The organism is Chitinophaga filiformis (genome assembly GCF_021646545.1).
Lineage (GTDB): Bacteria > Bacteroidota > Bacteroidia > Chitinophagales > Chitinophagaceae > Chitinophaga > Chitinophaga filiformis_A.
Genome location: NZ_JAKIRP010000003.1, coordinates 275,869 through 291,268, shown reverse-complemented (window position 1 = coordinate 291,268; position 15,400 = coordinate 275,869). Strand labels below are relative to the sequence as shown.

General features: G+C 47.2%; 12 protein-coding genes. 9 read left to right on the top strand and 3 right to left on the bottom strand.

The features are described 5' to 3' along the window. Positions 1-130 precede the first annotated feature (130 nt). The 7 genes from L3C95_RS10995 (at position 131) to L3C95_RS10965 (ending at position 10,245) form a co-directional block, all read left to right on the top strand. The gene (locus tag L3C95_RS10995; RefSeq protein ID WP_236386232.1) at positions 131-721 is read left to right on the top strand and encodes an RNA polymerase sigma factor; all 591 of its coding nucleotides are present in this window, start codon (positions 131-133) and stop codon (positions 719-721) included. Positions 722-820: 99 nt separating this feature from the next. Beyond that, positions 821-1,807 carry a FecR family protein gene (locus tag L3C95_RS10990; protein WP_236386235.1) on the top strand — a complete coding sequence of 329 codons (987 nt, stop codon included), beginning with the start codon at positions 821-823 and terminating at the stop codon, positions 1,805-1,807. 81 nt (positions 1,808-1,888) lie between these two features. Next, positions 1,889-5,299, top strand: a complete 3,411-nt coding sequence (locus L3C95_RS10985; protein WP_236386237.1) for a SusC/RagA family TonB-linked outer membrane protein — start codon at positions 1,889-1,891, stop codon at positions 5,297-5,299. A gap of 11 nt (positions 5,300-5,310) precedes the next feature. Continuing rightward, a complete protein-coding gene (locus L3C95_RS10980) occupies positions 5,311-6,891 on the top strand; it encodes a RagB/SusD family nutrient uptake outer membrane protein (protein ID WP_236386239.1) in 1,581 nt (526 codons plus the stop codon). Positions 6,892-7,084: 193 nt separating this feature from the next. Beyond that, entirely contained in the window at positions 7,085-8,281 is a 1,197-nt protein-coding gene (locus tag L3C95_RS10975; protein ID WP_236386242.1) for a hypothetical protein, read from the top strand. Then, positions 8,281-8,970 (top strand): DUF3575 domain-containing protein, encoded by a 690-nt coding sequence (locus L3C95_RS10970; RefSeq protein ID WP_236386244.1) that lies wholly within the window; start codon positions 8,281-8,283, stop codon positions 8,968-8,970. The genes L3C95_RS10975 and L3C95_RS10970 overlap by 1 nt, the downstream gene beginning before the upstream one ends. Positions 8,971-9,069: 99 nt before the next feature. Next, positions 9,070-10,245, top strand: a complete 1,176-nt coding sequence (locus L3C95_RS10965; RefSeq protein WP_236386246.1) for an acetyl-CoA C-acyltransferase — start codon at positions 9,070-9,072, stop codon at positions 10,243-10,245. A gap of 66 nt (positions 10,246-10,311) precedes the next feature. Here the strand turns inward: L3C95_RS10965 and L3C95_RS10960 are convergent, their stop codons facing one another. Beyond that, positions 10,312-10,950 (bottom strand): hypothetical protein, encoded by a 639-nt coding sequence (locus L3C95_RS10960; RefSeq protein WP_236386248.1) that lies wholly within the window; start codon positions 10,948-10,950, stop codon positions 10,312-10,314. A 185-nt stretch (positions 10,951-11,135) separates the two neighbouring features. Here L3C95_RS10960 and L3C95_RS10955 point away from each other — a divergent pair, with 185 nt between their 5' ends. Next, a complete protein-coding gene (locus tag L3C95_RS10955) occupies positions 11,136-12,119 on the top strand; it encodes a pyruvate dehydrogenase complex E1 component subunit beta (protein ID WP_236386249.1) in 984 nt (327 codons plus the stop codon). A 176-nt stretch (positions 12,120-12,295) separates the two neighbouring features. Here L3C95_RS10955 and cysM read toward each other — a convergent pair whose 3' ends face one another. Further along, positions 12,296-13,180 carry a cysteine synthase CysM gene (gene cysM / locus L3C95_RS10950; protein ID WP_236386251.1) on the bottom strand — a complete coding sequence of 295 codons (885 nt, stop codon included), beginning with the start codon at positions 13,178-13,180 and terminating at the stop codon, positions 12,296-12,298. Continuing rightward, positions 13,181-13,996: a serine O-acetyltransferase gene (locus L3C95_RS10945; RefSeq protein WP_236386253.1), complete on the bottom strand. Its 816-nt coding sequence runs from the start codon at positions 13,994-13,996 to the stop codon at positions 13,181-13,183. It lies immediately after the preceding gene. Between the two features lie 190 nt (positions 13,997-14,186). Here L3C95_RS10945 and L3C95_RS10940 point away from each other — a divergent pair, with 190 nt between their 5' ends. Next, positions 14,187-15,371: a sigma-54-dependent transcriptional regulator gene (locus L3C95_RS10940; RefSeq protein WP_236386255.1), complete on the top strand. Its 1,185-nt coding sequence runs from the start codon at positions 14,187-14,189 to the stop codon at positions 15,369-15,371. Positions 15,372-15,400: the final 29 nt, after the last annotated feature.

Genomic DNA, 15,400 nt, shown 5'->3' with positions numbered 1-15,400 from the left:
TAAACGATGTTAAAAAAATATCTTACTTGGATAATTTACCATTTATTTAAAATAGTATCATGGCCTAATTTTAGACAACACGTTTAAAACTCAAACAGCATTCACAGAGAGGGGGATCTGAACAGTGTCCATGTATATTCTCAATAATGATCAGCAACTGGCTGCCCGCCTGCGCGACAGTGATCACAACGCTTTTGAAGAATTATATGCTGCCTATCATCAACTCTTATATAGTACAGCCTGTAAATATCTGAAAAGCACCACTGCTGCCGAAGATGCCGTACACGAAGTATTCGTGAAGGTATGGTTGCACCGTGAAGAGCTGGACCCCGCGCAGGGAGTACGTAATTTCCTTTTTAAATGCCTCAAGTTCCACGTACTGAACCTCATCCGCGATCATAAACGCAGTCTTTCCAAACAATACGAACTTGTCTACAACGCCAGCAGTGAGCACCGGGACGCTGAATCGACCGTTATATTTAATGATTACCGCAAAGTAGTGGACCATGCTATTAACAATCTCTCTGCCCAGAAGAAAAAGATCTTCCGCCTGCGCTCTTACGAAGGATTGAGCAACGAGGAAGTAGCCCGACAGCTGGGATTGTCCATTAATACTGTCAAATTTCAGTATGCCCAGGCCAGTAAGGCATTGAAGCACGCATTGAAGATCATGATGAGCGCACTCCTGAGCCTTGCCTTTCTTTTTGTTACCTTTTCTTAAATTTTTTTTCAACTCCTATAATACTTTTCATTTCCCCAGGTGTAGTATTATACAGAACGTAACAATTTCATTTGTCATATTTCATCGTAAGTCCACATTATGGAGCAATTCGACCAAAGTCTGCTGCATAGATACCAGCTTAACCAATGTACCCCTGAAGAATATGAAAGGGTACTGGAATGGTTTACCACTCCGGAAGGAAGGGAATACCTGGATATTGTTATGACGCGGGATCTTGATATGGCAAAGCCGGATATCATGCTGTCGCCGTCACAATCTGCAGATCTCTACCAGCGTATCGTTGATACTACTGGTCAGCGCCAGCCACGTTATCGCCGGTCCCGTTGGTTTACAGGTCTCAAAGCAGCCGCCGTGGTATCAGGAACCTTATTACTTGCTTATGGGGGATGGAAAGTCTATCATCATCACCGTAACACCGTTATCCAGACAGCTTATGGGGAAATACGTACGGTAGTCCTCCCCGATCAGTCGGAAGTTACCCTGAATGGTAACACTACACTGCGTTACGCCAATAACTGGGAGCGGTCCGCCAGCCGTGAAGTGTGGGTGGAAGGTGAGGCATTCTTTTCAGTAAAACCATCAACTGTACCCCGGTCTTTCGTTGTACATACTGCAAGCAGGATGAACGTTGAAGTATTGGGCACCACTTTTAATCTGGTAGACCGTCACGGACGGATGCAGGTGGTGCTGAACACCGGAAAGGTACGTCTGCACAGCAACAGTACACCGGAAGAAACAATCATCATGCAACCTGGAGACCTTGTAGAATACAAGGAACAGGTACGTACAAAGGTGAAGAACCACACCAATACGCAACGTTATTCTTCCTGGAAAAGAAACAGCCTGCAGTTTGAGAATGCCAGCTTCGCCGAACTGGCGCAGCAACTGGAAGATACGTATGGCGTAACTGTCGAGATCAGGGACACTTCATTATTACGCCAGGAATTTACGGGTACAGTCCCCAGCCAGCAAATGGATATGCTGCTGGAGGGACTCTCACAGCTTTTTCATCTGAAAGTAAGCCATGTCAATAATATTGTTATAATCGAGAGAAAGAGTATTTAAAAACAATGCAGTAAATACTGCAGGCCGGTGTACAACGGAATGCAGTGACCACAGCACAGGTAATCATTCAAATTTAAATGTATGAACAAGTTCATTAGTGCCTTTATGGCTGCTATGGGCATGGCATGTTATTGCAGCATGCCGGCAAATGCGCAGGACCTGGCAGCGCTGGGTAAACCTGTCAGCCCCTTCGAAAGATCACAGACTAAGTCGCTGAAAAGTGTGCTGGATGGGCTTGAAGTAAAATACAATGTACACTTCATGTACAAGAGCAATCTCGCAACATTGCAATTGTCACGTATTGAAAATAACAGAACATCCTCTCTTGAAGAAGAATTGAAGAGTATCACTACTGCTAATAAACTCCGGTATAAAAAGATGGGAGAGGGGTTCTATATTGTGTATCTGCAGGATGATGAACCTGCTGCAGCACCTCCTCCAACCGGGTCCCGGGAAAATACGCCTTCACCCGTACAGTCAGCAATGAACATGCCCCCGCTTGCTGCTCCTGCCGCTATCCCTGTAAAAGGTGTAGTGACCGACGAAAATGGCCAGCCTATACCAGGTGTAACGGTACTGGTGAAAGGTACTACAAATGGTACTTCCACAGGTGTTGATGGTTCCTGGTCATTACAGGTACCAAATGAAAATGCGGTACTGGAATTTTCATTCATTGGTTATACGAAACAGGAAGTGGCCGTTGCTGGCCGTACTACTATTACAATAAAGCTGACGCAAGATGTCACTGCTATATCTGAAGTGGTGGTAGTCGCTTATGGTACGCAGAAGAAAGTAAACGTTACCGGTGCTATCAGCGCCATAGATGGTAAAGACGTGAGCTGGAAACCTGTTGGCCAGGTATCTGCCGCGTTGCAGGGGATGGCGCCTGGTGTCACAGTGACCACAGGCAGCGGACAGCCCGGTGCTGACCAGGGCACTATCCGTATCCGTGGTGTGGGTACGCTGAACAGTACCGATCCATTAGTGCTTGTAGATGGTGTGCAGATGAATATGAATGATGTGGACATGAATGATATCGCATCCTACTCTGTGCTGAAAGATGCGGCATCTTCAGCTATCTATGGTGTAAGAGCGGCAAATGGTGTGATCCTGATCACTACCAAAAGAGGCGCCTCCGGTAAAGCGAAGGTGAGCTACTCCAACTATTTTGCATGGCAGCGTCCCGCACGTCTGGCAAAATATGTAGGTGCGAAAGACTTCATGAAACTGGTGAACCAGACTGCCACCAACTCCGGTGCGAATCCTACCTATACCGATGCGCAGATTGCTGCTTACGATGATCCCAACCGTAATAAAGATCAGTACCCGGACAACTACTGGCTGGATGATGTATTGACCGGCAGCGGCTTTCAGCAGGAGCATAGCCTGGGTATATCCGGCGGTACGGAAGATATTAAATACCGTTTCTCCACTAACTACTTCGATCAGAAAGGTCTGATCTCCAACATGGATTTCAACCGTCTCACTGTTCGTCTGAATACAGATATTAATGTCACAAAGAAACTGACCTTCAGTGCAGACATTGCCGCCAGACTGGGCGACAGGCAGGAGCCACAGGGGGCTTCAGGATCAGCATGGTACCAGTTTGGACAGGCTGCAGTAGTGAATCCTCTTTCTGTAAACAAATATTCAGATGGCACCTGGGCACTTGTGAGAGGTGGCCAAAACCCTATCCGCCTTCAGGAAGAGGGTGGTCTATACCAATATAAAAGCAATCTCTTTACAGGCAACTTCAAAGCCACATACAACCTGCTAAAAGGTCTGAAACTGACCGGCCTCACTTCTGTTAACTACAGGTCCGACTATAACAGCATGCACGAAAAGGCACTGACATATTTTACCGATTTCCCTACCAACGAAAATACATTGACACTGGGGCAGAATACTATCAGGAAGGCCTACCAGGGTTACTGGTTCAGGAACTACCAGGGATTGGCAGAATATACACACAGCTTTGGCAAGCACAGTTTCACGTTGCTGGCGGGTGCTTCCCGTTTGTCTGAAACTACCGATGACCTGAGCGGTTACAGGGTGAACCTGCCTAATGGTACGATAGAACAGATCGATGCAGGTGCTGCCACCGGGCAGATTGCTACAGGTAATGGCGTTGCCTATTCCCTGGTATCTTTCTTTGGTAGATTGAACTATTCCTACAACGATAAATATCTCTTTGAAGCCAACCTCCGCCGCGACGGTTCATCCCGTTTCTCTGATGGTCAGAAATGGGGACTGTTCCCGTCATTCTCTGCCGGCTGGCGTATCTCTTCAGAGGAATTCATGCGCGATCTGACCTTCATCAACAATATGAAGATACGTGGTTCATGGGGTAAGCTGGGTAACGACGTGATCCTCGACAGAGATAAACAATCTACCAACTATCCTTACCAGTCAGTATACTACTACAACAGTTATCCTTTCGGCGGTGTGCTGAATCCGACAGCAGGTATTCAGATCTATCCTAACTCAGGTCTGACATGGGAAACAACTGTAATGACAGACGTGGGTGTGGACGCAACGTTATTCAAGAACCTGGATTTTACTTTTGATTACTATAAAAAAAATACAAAAGATATCCTGTTATTCCTTCCTATCAATCCTTCAGTAGGTCTGGATCCTTCTGCACAGAATGCTGGTAAGGTACAGAACACGGGATGGGAAGTATCACTGAACTATCGTGGTAAGATCGGCCAGGTTGATTATCATGTAGGTGGTAATCTCTCTGATGTTCGCAACAAGATCATTGATATCAAAAATACTGATGCGATCACAAGAGATAACAACTTCATTTATACAGGTCTCATTACAGGACAACCTATCGGAGGTTTTTACGGTTACCAGGTAGAAGGCATCTTCCAGAACGCTGCACAGGTAGCAGCACATGCTACGCAGCCATTCCCGACTACAGGTCCCGGCGATTTAATCTACAAAGATCAGAACAATGACAAACAGGTAAAAGAAGGCGCAGTGAGCAAAGGTGGCGATATGGTGTACCTGGGTAGCAATATTCCAAGATATACTTATGGTTTCAACCTGGGTGCTGACTACAAACATTTCGACCTGTCTGCCTTCTTCCAGGGTGTAGGTAAAGTATCTATCCATACACTGCCGATAGAAAGAGCGCCGACATCGAATGATGGTAACTTCAGGGAGGAACACCTGAACAGCTGGACAAGTACTAATACAAGTGCAGATTTCCCAAGATTGGTGAATACTACACAGAACTATCAGTCTTCTTCTTACTGGGTGAAGAGCGGTGCTTACCTGCGACTGAAAAGCGTGCAGCTGGGTTATACCTTGCCTGATCACATCATGAAACGTGCGGGCTTTGACAGATGCCGCATCTATGTGAGCGGACAGAACCTCCTGACCTTCTCATCCCTGCCGAATGACATTGATCCGGAAGCACCAAACGATAGCAGGTATTACCCACAGGTGAGAACCATCAACTTTGGATTAAACGTGCAATTTTAAACTAAGTAGTCATGAAGAAATTAGCAATTATATTCACCTTGGCCGGACTTGTATCAATGACGGCCTGTAAAAAATACCTGGACGAACAGCCGCAGAATGCTGTAAGCCGGGAGGATTACTGGACTACAGAAGCGGATGCCATTAATGCCGTAAATAACTGTTACCGCCGCCTGGGCGATGTGGATAACCGCATATTCCTGAGCTGCGCTACAGATGACAGTTATTCCTGGAGTGACTGGCCAAGTGATGTAAGGCTTGTTGGTAACGGAAGTGCTTCTATCGGAACGGGTATGTTCGCCAACTTCTGGAGCAACTTTTATAAGATGATCGCATCCTGTAATGATGTGCTGGATAATATCGACAGGGATAAGGCATTATCAGATTCCCTCAACAAACGTCTGAAAGGGGAAGCCCGTTTTATCAGGGCCTATGCATATCAGCAGCTGATAGGTCTGTATGGTGATGTGCCGCTGAGAACAACTATCCCACCGGTAAGCGACTTTGCAGCGAAACGTACGCCACGTGCGGAAGTAGCACAGTTCCTGGTAGCAGAGCTGGATACCATCGCGAAATACCTTCCTGTTACCTATGATGCCAACAACGCAGGCCGTGCTACGAAGGGCGCAGCACTGGCCTTAAAAGCAAGAGTGTTGTTGTACGAGGGCCGTTATACAGAGGCTGCTGCTGCCGCTAAGGAAGTAATGGACCTGAATGCATATGCGATCGACAATAACTATGTAAGCCTGTTCAACGGTACCAACAAGAACAGTCAGGAGATCATCTTCTCTGCGCGTTACGTGAAGAACACACTGCCTAATGCCATGGCTACATGGGTGGGCGGACCATCTCTCGGTGGCTGGTCGCAGGTAGTGCCGTTACAATCGCTGGTGGATGCTTATGAATGTACTGATGGAAAGACGATTGATAAGTCAGGGCTCTATGATGCGGCACATCCTTATGATAACCGCGACCCCCGTCTCAAGATGACAGTCGTGGTGCCAGGTGTGGTGGTAAATGGTATCACGATTGATGTAAGCAATACTAAGAGCCTGGATGCATTAAGCAAGAATAATGCTTCGCTGACTGGTTTTTATTATAAAAAATATGTGCCTGCTGATATTCAGGGTAACTGGGATAGCAACTCTTATAACGATGTAGTATTGCTGAGATTTGCAGAAGTACTGCTGACCTATGCTGAAGCTAAAATAGAAGCTAACCAGATCGATGCTTCGGTGTATGATGCTATCAACCGGGTAAGACAAAGACCTGGTGTCGTGATGCCTGTTATAACTGCAGCAGATTTCCCTGGTCAGACGGCACTGCGTGATGCAGTACGTCGTGAAAGGCATGTAGAGTTCCCGATGGAAGATAACCGTCTGTTTGACATCCGTCGCTGGAAGATAGCAGAAACAGTGATGTCTGGTCCTGTTTATGGTATCCTGAACAACTTTGATCAGACAAGACAGGATTATGGTAAGCACGTACTGGTAGAACAGCGTAGTTTCAATGCAGGACGTGATTATCTCTGGCCGGTGCCACAAAGTGAAACATCTCTCAATCCGAATGTCCTTCCTAATAACGGAGGTTGGTAAAATACATTCCGGTTATCGTAAGGACCGGTTATGCTTGAAGAAAGAGCCGTCTCAATTTTTTGAGACGGTTTCTTGTTTTATATACCATTGTCTTCTTGATGTGCAGGAATGGCCTTTAACGTTTTCTTAACTCCCACAATGTAACTTCTGCTTTCCTCTGCACGCTTAACTGCAAATGCCTAACCTATATTGTATGAATCGTCTGCAAACCTATGTACTGTTTATCGTCTGTTGTCTCCTGGCGGCTTGCTATGATGATCCCTGGGAACGTGGAGTTGTGGAAGGATATGTCCCCATTTATAGTACCGATGCTTCTTTGAAACAGATCAGTTTTCAGCCACCCCGTAAGACAGTCAATGGTGGTAAGTTATTTACAGCAGGTATGAATGTGCTGCAGGAGGAAATTGATTCAGGACTACATGTTATTTCATACCAGGACCCCGCTCGTCCCGTAAAAACGGGCTTTCTGCGGATTCCCGGATTCCAGGTGGCTGCCATTGATGGCGATTACCTGTACGCAAACAATTACAATGATCTCGTTGCTATTCCTCTAAAAGCACTCTCTGCGAATATGACCGTAGGAAGGGTGGCTGGCGTGTGGAGGCAACTGGATTATCCTTCGGGACCGGACGTAAATTATTTCGAATGCGTTGATCCTTCGAAGGGAATTGTGATTGGCTGGCATAAGGCTAAAATTAATAATCCTAAATGTCGCAGGTCAGGTGAACAGGATATTTATAATCCGGACGCCGTCGGTCACAATAATGCCGGATTGGTTATCTCACGTGGTAAACTTTATCTCGTGAATGCAGAGTCGCTGGCTGCCTATTCCCTGTCGTCTCCCGGCCAGCCGGTAATCCTGAAGAGCCGGCAGCTATTGGGTACAAAAGTGGATAGTGTCTTTCTGCTGAATAATGAATTGGCTGTGCTGTATAGCACCCGGTTGAACCGCCACGACACCACCAGCCTGGAGTACACTTCTCATTACAGGGACTTGACCGACTGCTTAAAACTGACAGCAACAGGCGATATCGCATATGCTATTTCCAGTCGAAAAAGATTTTGTGGTGCTACCTCGCTCTATCTGATAAAATCCAGGCTGAAAAAGGATACGACTGCCAGTATTGAATTAAATCGTTTGCAGGTAGGCGAGACCAACGCTTTCGTTATAGCAGGCAGTTATATGTATCTGGCGGCAGAGCAAGGCATGGTGACGATAAATATCGCCGGCGCAACCCTTGAAAGGGTAGGTGAAGTGACGGATGTAGCTTATTCAGATATTGTGAACAGTGGCAACCTTCTATTCGTGCTTGGCAAACGGGAAATAATTTGTTACAGCATAGCAGCTTCCCCTGTATCTCCCGGCTTAATTTCTAAACTACCTTATTGATGAAACAACTCTACACTGTTCTTATACTTTTCTTATTAATTACCCTTACCTCCAGGGCACAAAGAAATACGCCTGATTCCTTTCTTACGGGACTGCGCATCAGTACCAATCTCGTAACGCTCAGAGAGCCTGACGGGGGCGTTTCCCTGGCACTGGAATACCGGTATAAGAAAAACTGGGGTGTGGTGCTGGAAGGTACCTGGATCTTTATTGATGAAAAGGCGGATTACAATTTAAGAGGCAGGTATTCGCCAATGGCGAAGGGCTTCCGCATCCGTCCTGAAATACGTTATTATCTGCCGGGGAGAGGACATGTTTACAAATTATTCTTCGGACAGGAAATTTCATATAAGCGTGTTAGTTACCGGGAAGAATGGATACAGCCGGTGAGATGGGATCCTAACAGCTGGAAACCGGACTATGAGAAGATATCTGCCTATGATAAGGTTAAGAACATCTACGGTACATCCGGTAAAGTAGGTTGTCAGTTATTCTTTGACAGGCCACATAAATTCATGATAGAATTCTACATTGGGCTGGGAGTTAAATACAGGGATGTAGCCTTCAAAAACGAAGTTCCTTCGCCAGACAGCTATCTGGAGGATAACAGCAGCTATCTGGTAGATGAACCCAAAACAGGATGGGATATTAATATACCTATGGGGATTAAGTTAGGTTACCGGTTTTAACACCTGCGCCCAGCTATCGTTCCTGAAATTCCGTTATATTTGGTGGAAACCAAACAATCTTAACAGTTGCGCCTTTGGGCGTGACGAAAATTTCTACGGATGAAAGAAGTATTTATAGTTTCAGCAGTGCGTACCCCCATTGGCTCCTTTAATGGCGCATTATCGGCAATGTCTGCTACCCAGCTGGGCGCCCTGGTAATGAAAGCGGCGCTCGAAAAGGCGGGCGTACCTGCCGCTGCGGTGAATGAAGTATATATGGGTAATGTGATCAGTGCTAACCTGGGCCAGGCGCCTGCCAACCAGGCCAGTATCTATGCCGGCATTCCCACGAATGTGCCCTGCACAACTGTCAATAAGGTATGTGCTTCCGGTATGAAAGCGATCATGTTGGGAGCGCAGAGCATCCTCTCAGGCGATAATGACATAGTAGTGGCCGGCGGGATGGAGAGTATGAGCAATGTGCCTTACTACCTGGATAAAGCCCGTAATGGCTACAGATTAGGTAGTGGCGCTGTCACTGATGGTATCATCAGGGATGGCCTGTGGGACCCTTATAAGGACTTTCATATGGGAAATGCGGCGGAACTCTGTGCTACAGAATACAAGATCTCCCGTGAGGAACAGGATGCATATGCTGTAGAAAGCTATAAAAGGGCGGCAGCGGCCACCGAAAAGGGATATTATAAAAATGAGGTCATTCCTGTAGAAGTGCCTGGAAAACAGGTGGTTACTGTCACAGAGGATGAAGACTATAAAAAGGTGAACTTCGAGAAGATCCCTACACTGAAACCTACCTTCCAGAAAGATGGTACCATCACGGCGGCCAATGCCTCTAATATCAACGACGGCGCGGCAGCAGTGTTACTGGTAAGCGGGGAGAAGCTGAAAGAATTGGGACTGAAGCCTTTGGCAAAAGTTATCAGTTTTGCGGATGCTTCCCAGGCGCCTGAATGGTTCACCACTACTCCGGTGAAAGCTATTAATAAAGCGCTGGAAAAAGCGAAGCTGACCGCAGCAGATATGGATTTTGTGGAGATCAATGAAGCCTTTTCCTGTGTGCCTATCGCCAATGAACGTGATCTGGGACTATCACGAGATAAAGTGAACGTATGGGGAGGTGCAGTTTCTATGGGGCATCCTATCGGATGCAGCGGTGCACGTATTGTGGTGACGCTCAGCTCTATCCTGCGTCAGAACAATGCCCGTTACGGTGTGGCAGGCATTTGTAATGGCGGTGGTGGCGCCAGTGCGATCGTTATCGAAAGAGCGAATTAGCAATATTGTTGTTAAGGATCAGGAATTTACGGGAGGATCATCACGTAAATCCCTGATCCTTGAAATTTATTGTATCAGGCTGATGGTTGTGTCAAAGCGTGAGGCCCTGCCTGGTCCATTGATCAGGTTCATATATAGATGTATGCTATCCTGCCCGCTTTTCTCCATTTTTAAGGCCTGCAGTTGCCCCGCAGGTTTTACCACATCTCCTGATATCTTCTCAAAAAACCAGTACTTATCCTGTACCAGGCTGTAGGTAGGATAGCGGTAAATAATATCCACCGAGGTGGATTGCAGCGCAAAGTCATCGTCAATCGGATAGCGTTTCATTTCCCCGTCAGACAATAATCCCAGTCCCGCAATGACGGTCAGCGTGCGTAAAGGAGGCAGCAGCAGTCCAAAGAGCAGCACAAAAGGGAAGCCGTAAAAGGCACACAGGTATACCCACTTGCCTGACACTTCCTGCTGGGTGAGGCCATACAATATGATACCAGATCCTGCATAAAGGGTATAGAACACCCGCTCCGTATAAGTGCCTTTAAACCCATAACCGCTGAAAAGCAGTATCAGGCACAGAACAGAGAATATGCACATCGAGAGATGGAAATACCAGATCAAACCCGTTATCAGCGGGGCTTTGACCTTTTTGATCTTACAGGAAATGGCCGCCAGAAAGCATAAAGAAAGCACGGTAATGGTAAACATAGGATAGGATATTAACTTATAACAGGCAGTCTGTCCGCTAATATATATAATATTTCATATATAGTATTTAAAATCTCAGCTCGCTTACTCATAAGTTTTCCTTTGCTTTTTCGCCAACAAACAATAATTTTGCCCCTGCCTTAAGATAAATGAGGCATTAACTTTCAAACTTTAAGAGTAACAGCATGCGTCAGATAGCTTTCAGACAAGCCTTACGAGAAGCCATGCAGGAAGAAATGCGCCGTGACGACCGCGTTTTCCTGATGGGAGAGGAAGTAGCAGAATACAACGGAGCCTATAAAGTTAGCCAGGGAATGCTGGATGAGTTTGGCCCTAAGAGGGTAATAGACACACCGATCGCTGAGCTGGGCTTCACTGCAATTGGTGTTGGTGCTGCACAGAACGGTCTTCGTCCTGTTCTGGAATTCATGACCTGGAACTTTGCTGTACTGGCGCTGGACCAGATCCTGAACACAGCTTCTAAAATGCTGGCAATGAGTGGTGGTCAGGTAGGTTGTCCTATCGTTTTCCGTGGACCTAACGGTTCTGCCGGTCAGCTGGGTGCACAGCACTCCACTGCTTTCGAAAGCTATTATGCAAATATCCCGGGTTTAAAAGTAATATCAGTTTCAAATCCTTATGATGCAAAAGGTCTGTTGAAAGCGGCTATCCGCGATAACGATCCGGTTGTTTTCATGGAGAGCGAAGTGATGTACGGCGACATGGGTGAAGTGCCTGAAGAAGAATACATTATCGAAATTGGTAAAGCTGATATCAAACGTTCCGGTAAAGACGTGACCATCGTATCTTTCAACAAAATGATGAAAGTTGCCCTGGGTGCTGCTGAAGAGCTGGCAAAAGAAGGTATCGAAGCTGAAGTGATTGATCTGCGTACCATCCGTCCGCTGGATTGGTTCACCATCCTGGAATCTGTTAAGAAAACCAACCGTCTGGTGATAGTAGAAGAACAATGGCCGTTCTCCAGCGTTTCTTCTGAGATATCTTACCGTATCCAGAAAGAAGGTTTCGACTACCTGGATGCTCCGATCCGTCGTATCACAGCTGCTGATGCGCCAATGCACTACGCACCGAACCTGGTGAAACTGTACCTGCCTGATGTTGAGCGTACCGTGAAACTGGTGAAGGAAGTAATGTACATGAAGAAGTAAGCAGTAAAACTGTAATAAAAGAAAGCCGGTCTGATGAAGACCGGCTTTCTCTTTTACCGGCGGTTCGGGGGAAAACCCCAATTGTGGGGAACCAATGGCCGTCAACCACGCGTGGAACCCGTGTGTTTCAACCATGGATCAACGGATATTCCCGGGAACCAATTGGCCGTTTCGGTTTAGCTCCCAAACAGATCTGACGACAGATACCTATCTCCACGGTCACAGATAATACATACCAGCACCCCGTGGTCCAGCTCTTTTGATATCCTTGCCGCTGCAGATACGGCCCCGCCGCTGCTCATGCCGCAGAAAATGCCTTCTTCTTTGGCCAGGCGACGGGTCATCGCTTTCGCTTCTTCCTCCGAAATATCCATGATGCGGTCTACTCTCGATCTGTCAAAGATCTTAGGCAGGTATTCCTCCGGCCATTTACGGATACCGGGTATCCTGGAGCCTTCAGTGGGCTGACATCCTACGATCTGTACCTGGCTGTTTTGTTCTTTCAGGAACTTAGACACCCCCATAATGGTACCGGTAGTGCCCATGGCGCTCACGAAGTGGGTGACACCGTGGTTGGTGTCCCGCCATATTTCCGGTCCGGTGGTTTTATAGTGCATGCCGTAGTTATCCGGATTGCCGAACTGGTTCAGCATATGATAACCACCTTTGGCCACCTGCGCATTGGCGTAGTCAATAGAGCCTTCCATAGATGCTTCCTTAGGTGTCAATGTCACTTTGGCGCCGAAGGCTTCCATGGTCAGCACTCTTTCGCGGGTAGCATCTTCCGGCATCACCAGTTCTATTTCTACGCCGAACAGGCTGGCAATCATGGCTAATGCGATGCCTGTATTGCCGCTGGTGGCCTCAATCAGTTTAATGCCCGGTTTAATCTCGCCTCTGTCCAATGCTCCTTTGATCATACCGTAAGCTGCTCTGTCTTTTACACTGCCTCCCGGATTATTTCCTTCCAGTTTCGCATAAATTGTAACCCCCGGATTGGCGCTGATGTGTTTGAGCGCTACCATTGGAGTGTTACCAACAAGATCTAATATCGAATGCATCTAATAACTGTTTTCTACTACGCTAATACTGCCATCCGCCCGGTAATAGATCCGGCTGAAGGGGGCAGTGCTTTTTATAAGCCATACATTTCCGCCTATAATACTATGGTGGCCCACCACAGTATCGCCGCCCAGGATGGTGGCGCCGGCATATATAATGACATTGTCTTCAATTGTCGGATGACGCTTGCTGCGCGCCATATCCTTATCCACGCTTAATGCGCCCAGTGTAACGCCCTGGTAGAGCTTTACATTGGAGCCGATAATGGTGGTTTCACCGATCACGATACCGGTACCGTGGTCAATGCAGAAATAGGGCGCTATCACTGCCGCGGGGTGAATGTCGATACCGGTGCAGCTATGCGCCCGTTCGGTGATCATACGGGGCAGCAGTGGTATCTTCAGCTGATGCAGCGCATGCGCAATACGGTAAAAGGCGATCGCATAAAACCCGGGATAGGCGCGTATCACCTCGTACATGCAGGTAGCCGCCGGGTCTCCTTTATAAATAGCTTCTGCGTCTTTTTTTAATGCATCATAAATGACTTCCGCCTGCTCCATAAACTGGCGGCTCAGCGCTTCTGCCGCCGCCGGCAACTGCTGTTGCATCGGCGCTAATAGTTGCTGCAACTCGGATTGCAGTCCATTTGCGTATTCCTCCAGTAACACGATATCAGCCATCACCTTCCCGGTATATTCTGGAAAAAGCCAGTTGATAAAATTGTTGGCAAAGTCGTTCACCGCACTGGTAGTCGGATAAGCAGTAGCTGCAGCCAGCTGGTGCCTCCGCCTTAATTCTTCTAAAAGTTGTTGCATATCCAAGTGAATTACAGGATTGAGGGAAACGATCAATGAAATTACGTATTAATGTCGAGAGTCCATAAAGTTAGTAGACAAATGGCCGATATCGAAGATGGGCGCGTTGGTTCTTGCCTCCATTTTGTTATCTTGGATGGGTATCAAGTAATTTCCCTTAATTTTGTACGTTGTTCACTAAAATAATGATATGGCCAACATTCTGATAATTGATGACGAGAAAAGCATACGTAAAACGTTGTCTGAAATACTGACCTATGAAGGATATAAGGTAGACGAGGCAGCTGATGGGGCGGAAGGCTTTAAAATGTTCAAAGAAAAGCAGTACGACGCCATCCTGTGCGATATAAAGATGCCCAAGATGGACGGTTTGGAATTCCTGGAGAAAGCCAAAGAAACCAATCCGGATGTGCCTATTGTGATGGTGTCAGGACATGGAAATATCGATACGGCCGTAGAAGCAGTAAAAAAGGGCGCTTACGACTATATCTCCAAACCACCGGACCTCAACAGGTTGCTGATCACCCTGCGTAATGCGATGGATAAAAGCACGCTGGTGACGGAGACAAAGACACTGCGCCGTAAAGTGAACAAAACTCAGGAGATGATCGGCACTTCTGGCCCTATCCTGAAGATAAAGGAAACAATAGAGAAGGTGGCGCCTACCGATGCCCGTGTGCTGGTAACAGGTGAGAATGGGGTAGGAAAGGAGCTGGTGGCCCGCTGGATACATGAACGCAGTAACCGTGCTGCCGGACCTATCGTGGAGGTGAACTGCGCAGCTATCCCTAGCGAACTGATTGAAAGTGAGTTGTTTGGGCATGAGAAAGGCTCCTTCACATCCGCAGTAAAACAACGTATCGGTAAGTTCGAACAGGCGAACGGTGGCACTTTGTTCCTGGACGAGATCGGGGATATGAGCCTCAGTGCGCAGGCTAAAGTGCTGAGAGCCCTGCAGGAAGGAAAGATCACCCGTGTGGGCGGAGATAAAGAGATCAGCGTGGATGTAAGGGTGGTAGCCGCTACCAATAAAGACCTGCTGAAGGAGGTGGAAGAAAAGAACTTCCGTCTCGACCTTTACCATCGTCTCAGCGTGATCCTGATACATGTACCTTCCCTGAACGATCGCCGGGACGATATTCCGCTGCTGGTGGAACACTTCCTGGAAAGCGCCTGCCAGGAGTACGGTATGGCGAAAAAGACCATCGACAAGGAAGCCATGAAGGCATTACAGCAGCACAACTGGTCCGGCAATATCCGTGAGCTGGGCAACGTGGTGGCCCGTCTTGTGATCCTGTCGGGCAAAACGATCATGGCAGATGATGTATACGATTATGTGCTGCCCTCCAGAGATAAAAAGAAAATAAACGCTTAGTAAATATCAGGGGCTGTTCCCACCATAGG

Bases quoted from the DNA above. Each gene is read 5' to 3' on its own strand.
- L3C95_RS10995 (WP_236386232.1), top strand. From the start codon at position 131: ATGTATATTCTCAATAATGATCAGCAACTGGCTGCCCGCCTGCGCGAC.
- L3C95_RS10990 (WP_236386235.1), top strand. From the start codon at position 821: ATGGAGCAATTCGACCAAAGTCTGCTGCATAGATACCAGCTTAACCAA.
- L3C95_RS10985 (WP_236386237.1), top strand. From the start codon at position 1,889: ATGAACAAGTTCATTAGTGCCTTTATGGCTGCTATGGGCATGGCATGT.
- L3C95_RS10980 (WP_236386239.1), top strand. From the start codon at position 5,311: ATGAAGAAATTAGCAATTATATTCACCTTGGCCGGACTTGTATCAATG.
- L3C95_RS10975 (WP_236386242.1), top strand. From the start codon at position 7,085: ATGAATCGTCTGCAAACCTATGTACTGTTTATCGTCTGTTGTCTCCTG.
- L3C95_RS10970 (WP_236386244.1), top strand. From the start codon at position 8,281: ATGAAACAACTCTACACTGTTCTTATACTTTTCTTATTAATTACCCTT.
- L3C95_RS10965 (WP_236386246.1), top strand. From the start codon at position 9,070: ATGAAAGAAGTATTTATAGTTTCAGCAGTGCGTACCCCCATTGGCTCC.
- L3C95_RS10960 (WP_236386248.1), bottom strand. From the start codon at position 10,950: ATGTTTACCATTACCGTGCTTTCTTTATGCTTTCTGGCGGCCATTTCC.
- L3C95_RS10955 (WP_236386249.1), top strand. From the start codon at position 11,136: ATGCGTCAGATAGCTTTCAGACAAGCCTTACGAGAAGCCATGCAGGAA.
- cysM (WP_236386251.1), bottom strand. From the start codon at position 13,180: ATGCATTCGATATTAGATCTTGTTGGTAACACTCCAATGGTAGCGCTC.
- L3C95_RS10945 (WP_236386253.1), bottom strand. From the start codon at position 13,996: ATGCAACAACTTTTAGAAGAATTAAGGCGGAGGCACCAGCTGGCTGCA.
- L3C95_RS10940 (WP_236386255.1), top strand. From the start codon at position 14,187: ATGGCCAACATTCTGATAATTGATGACGAGAAAAGCATACGTAAAACG.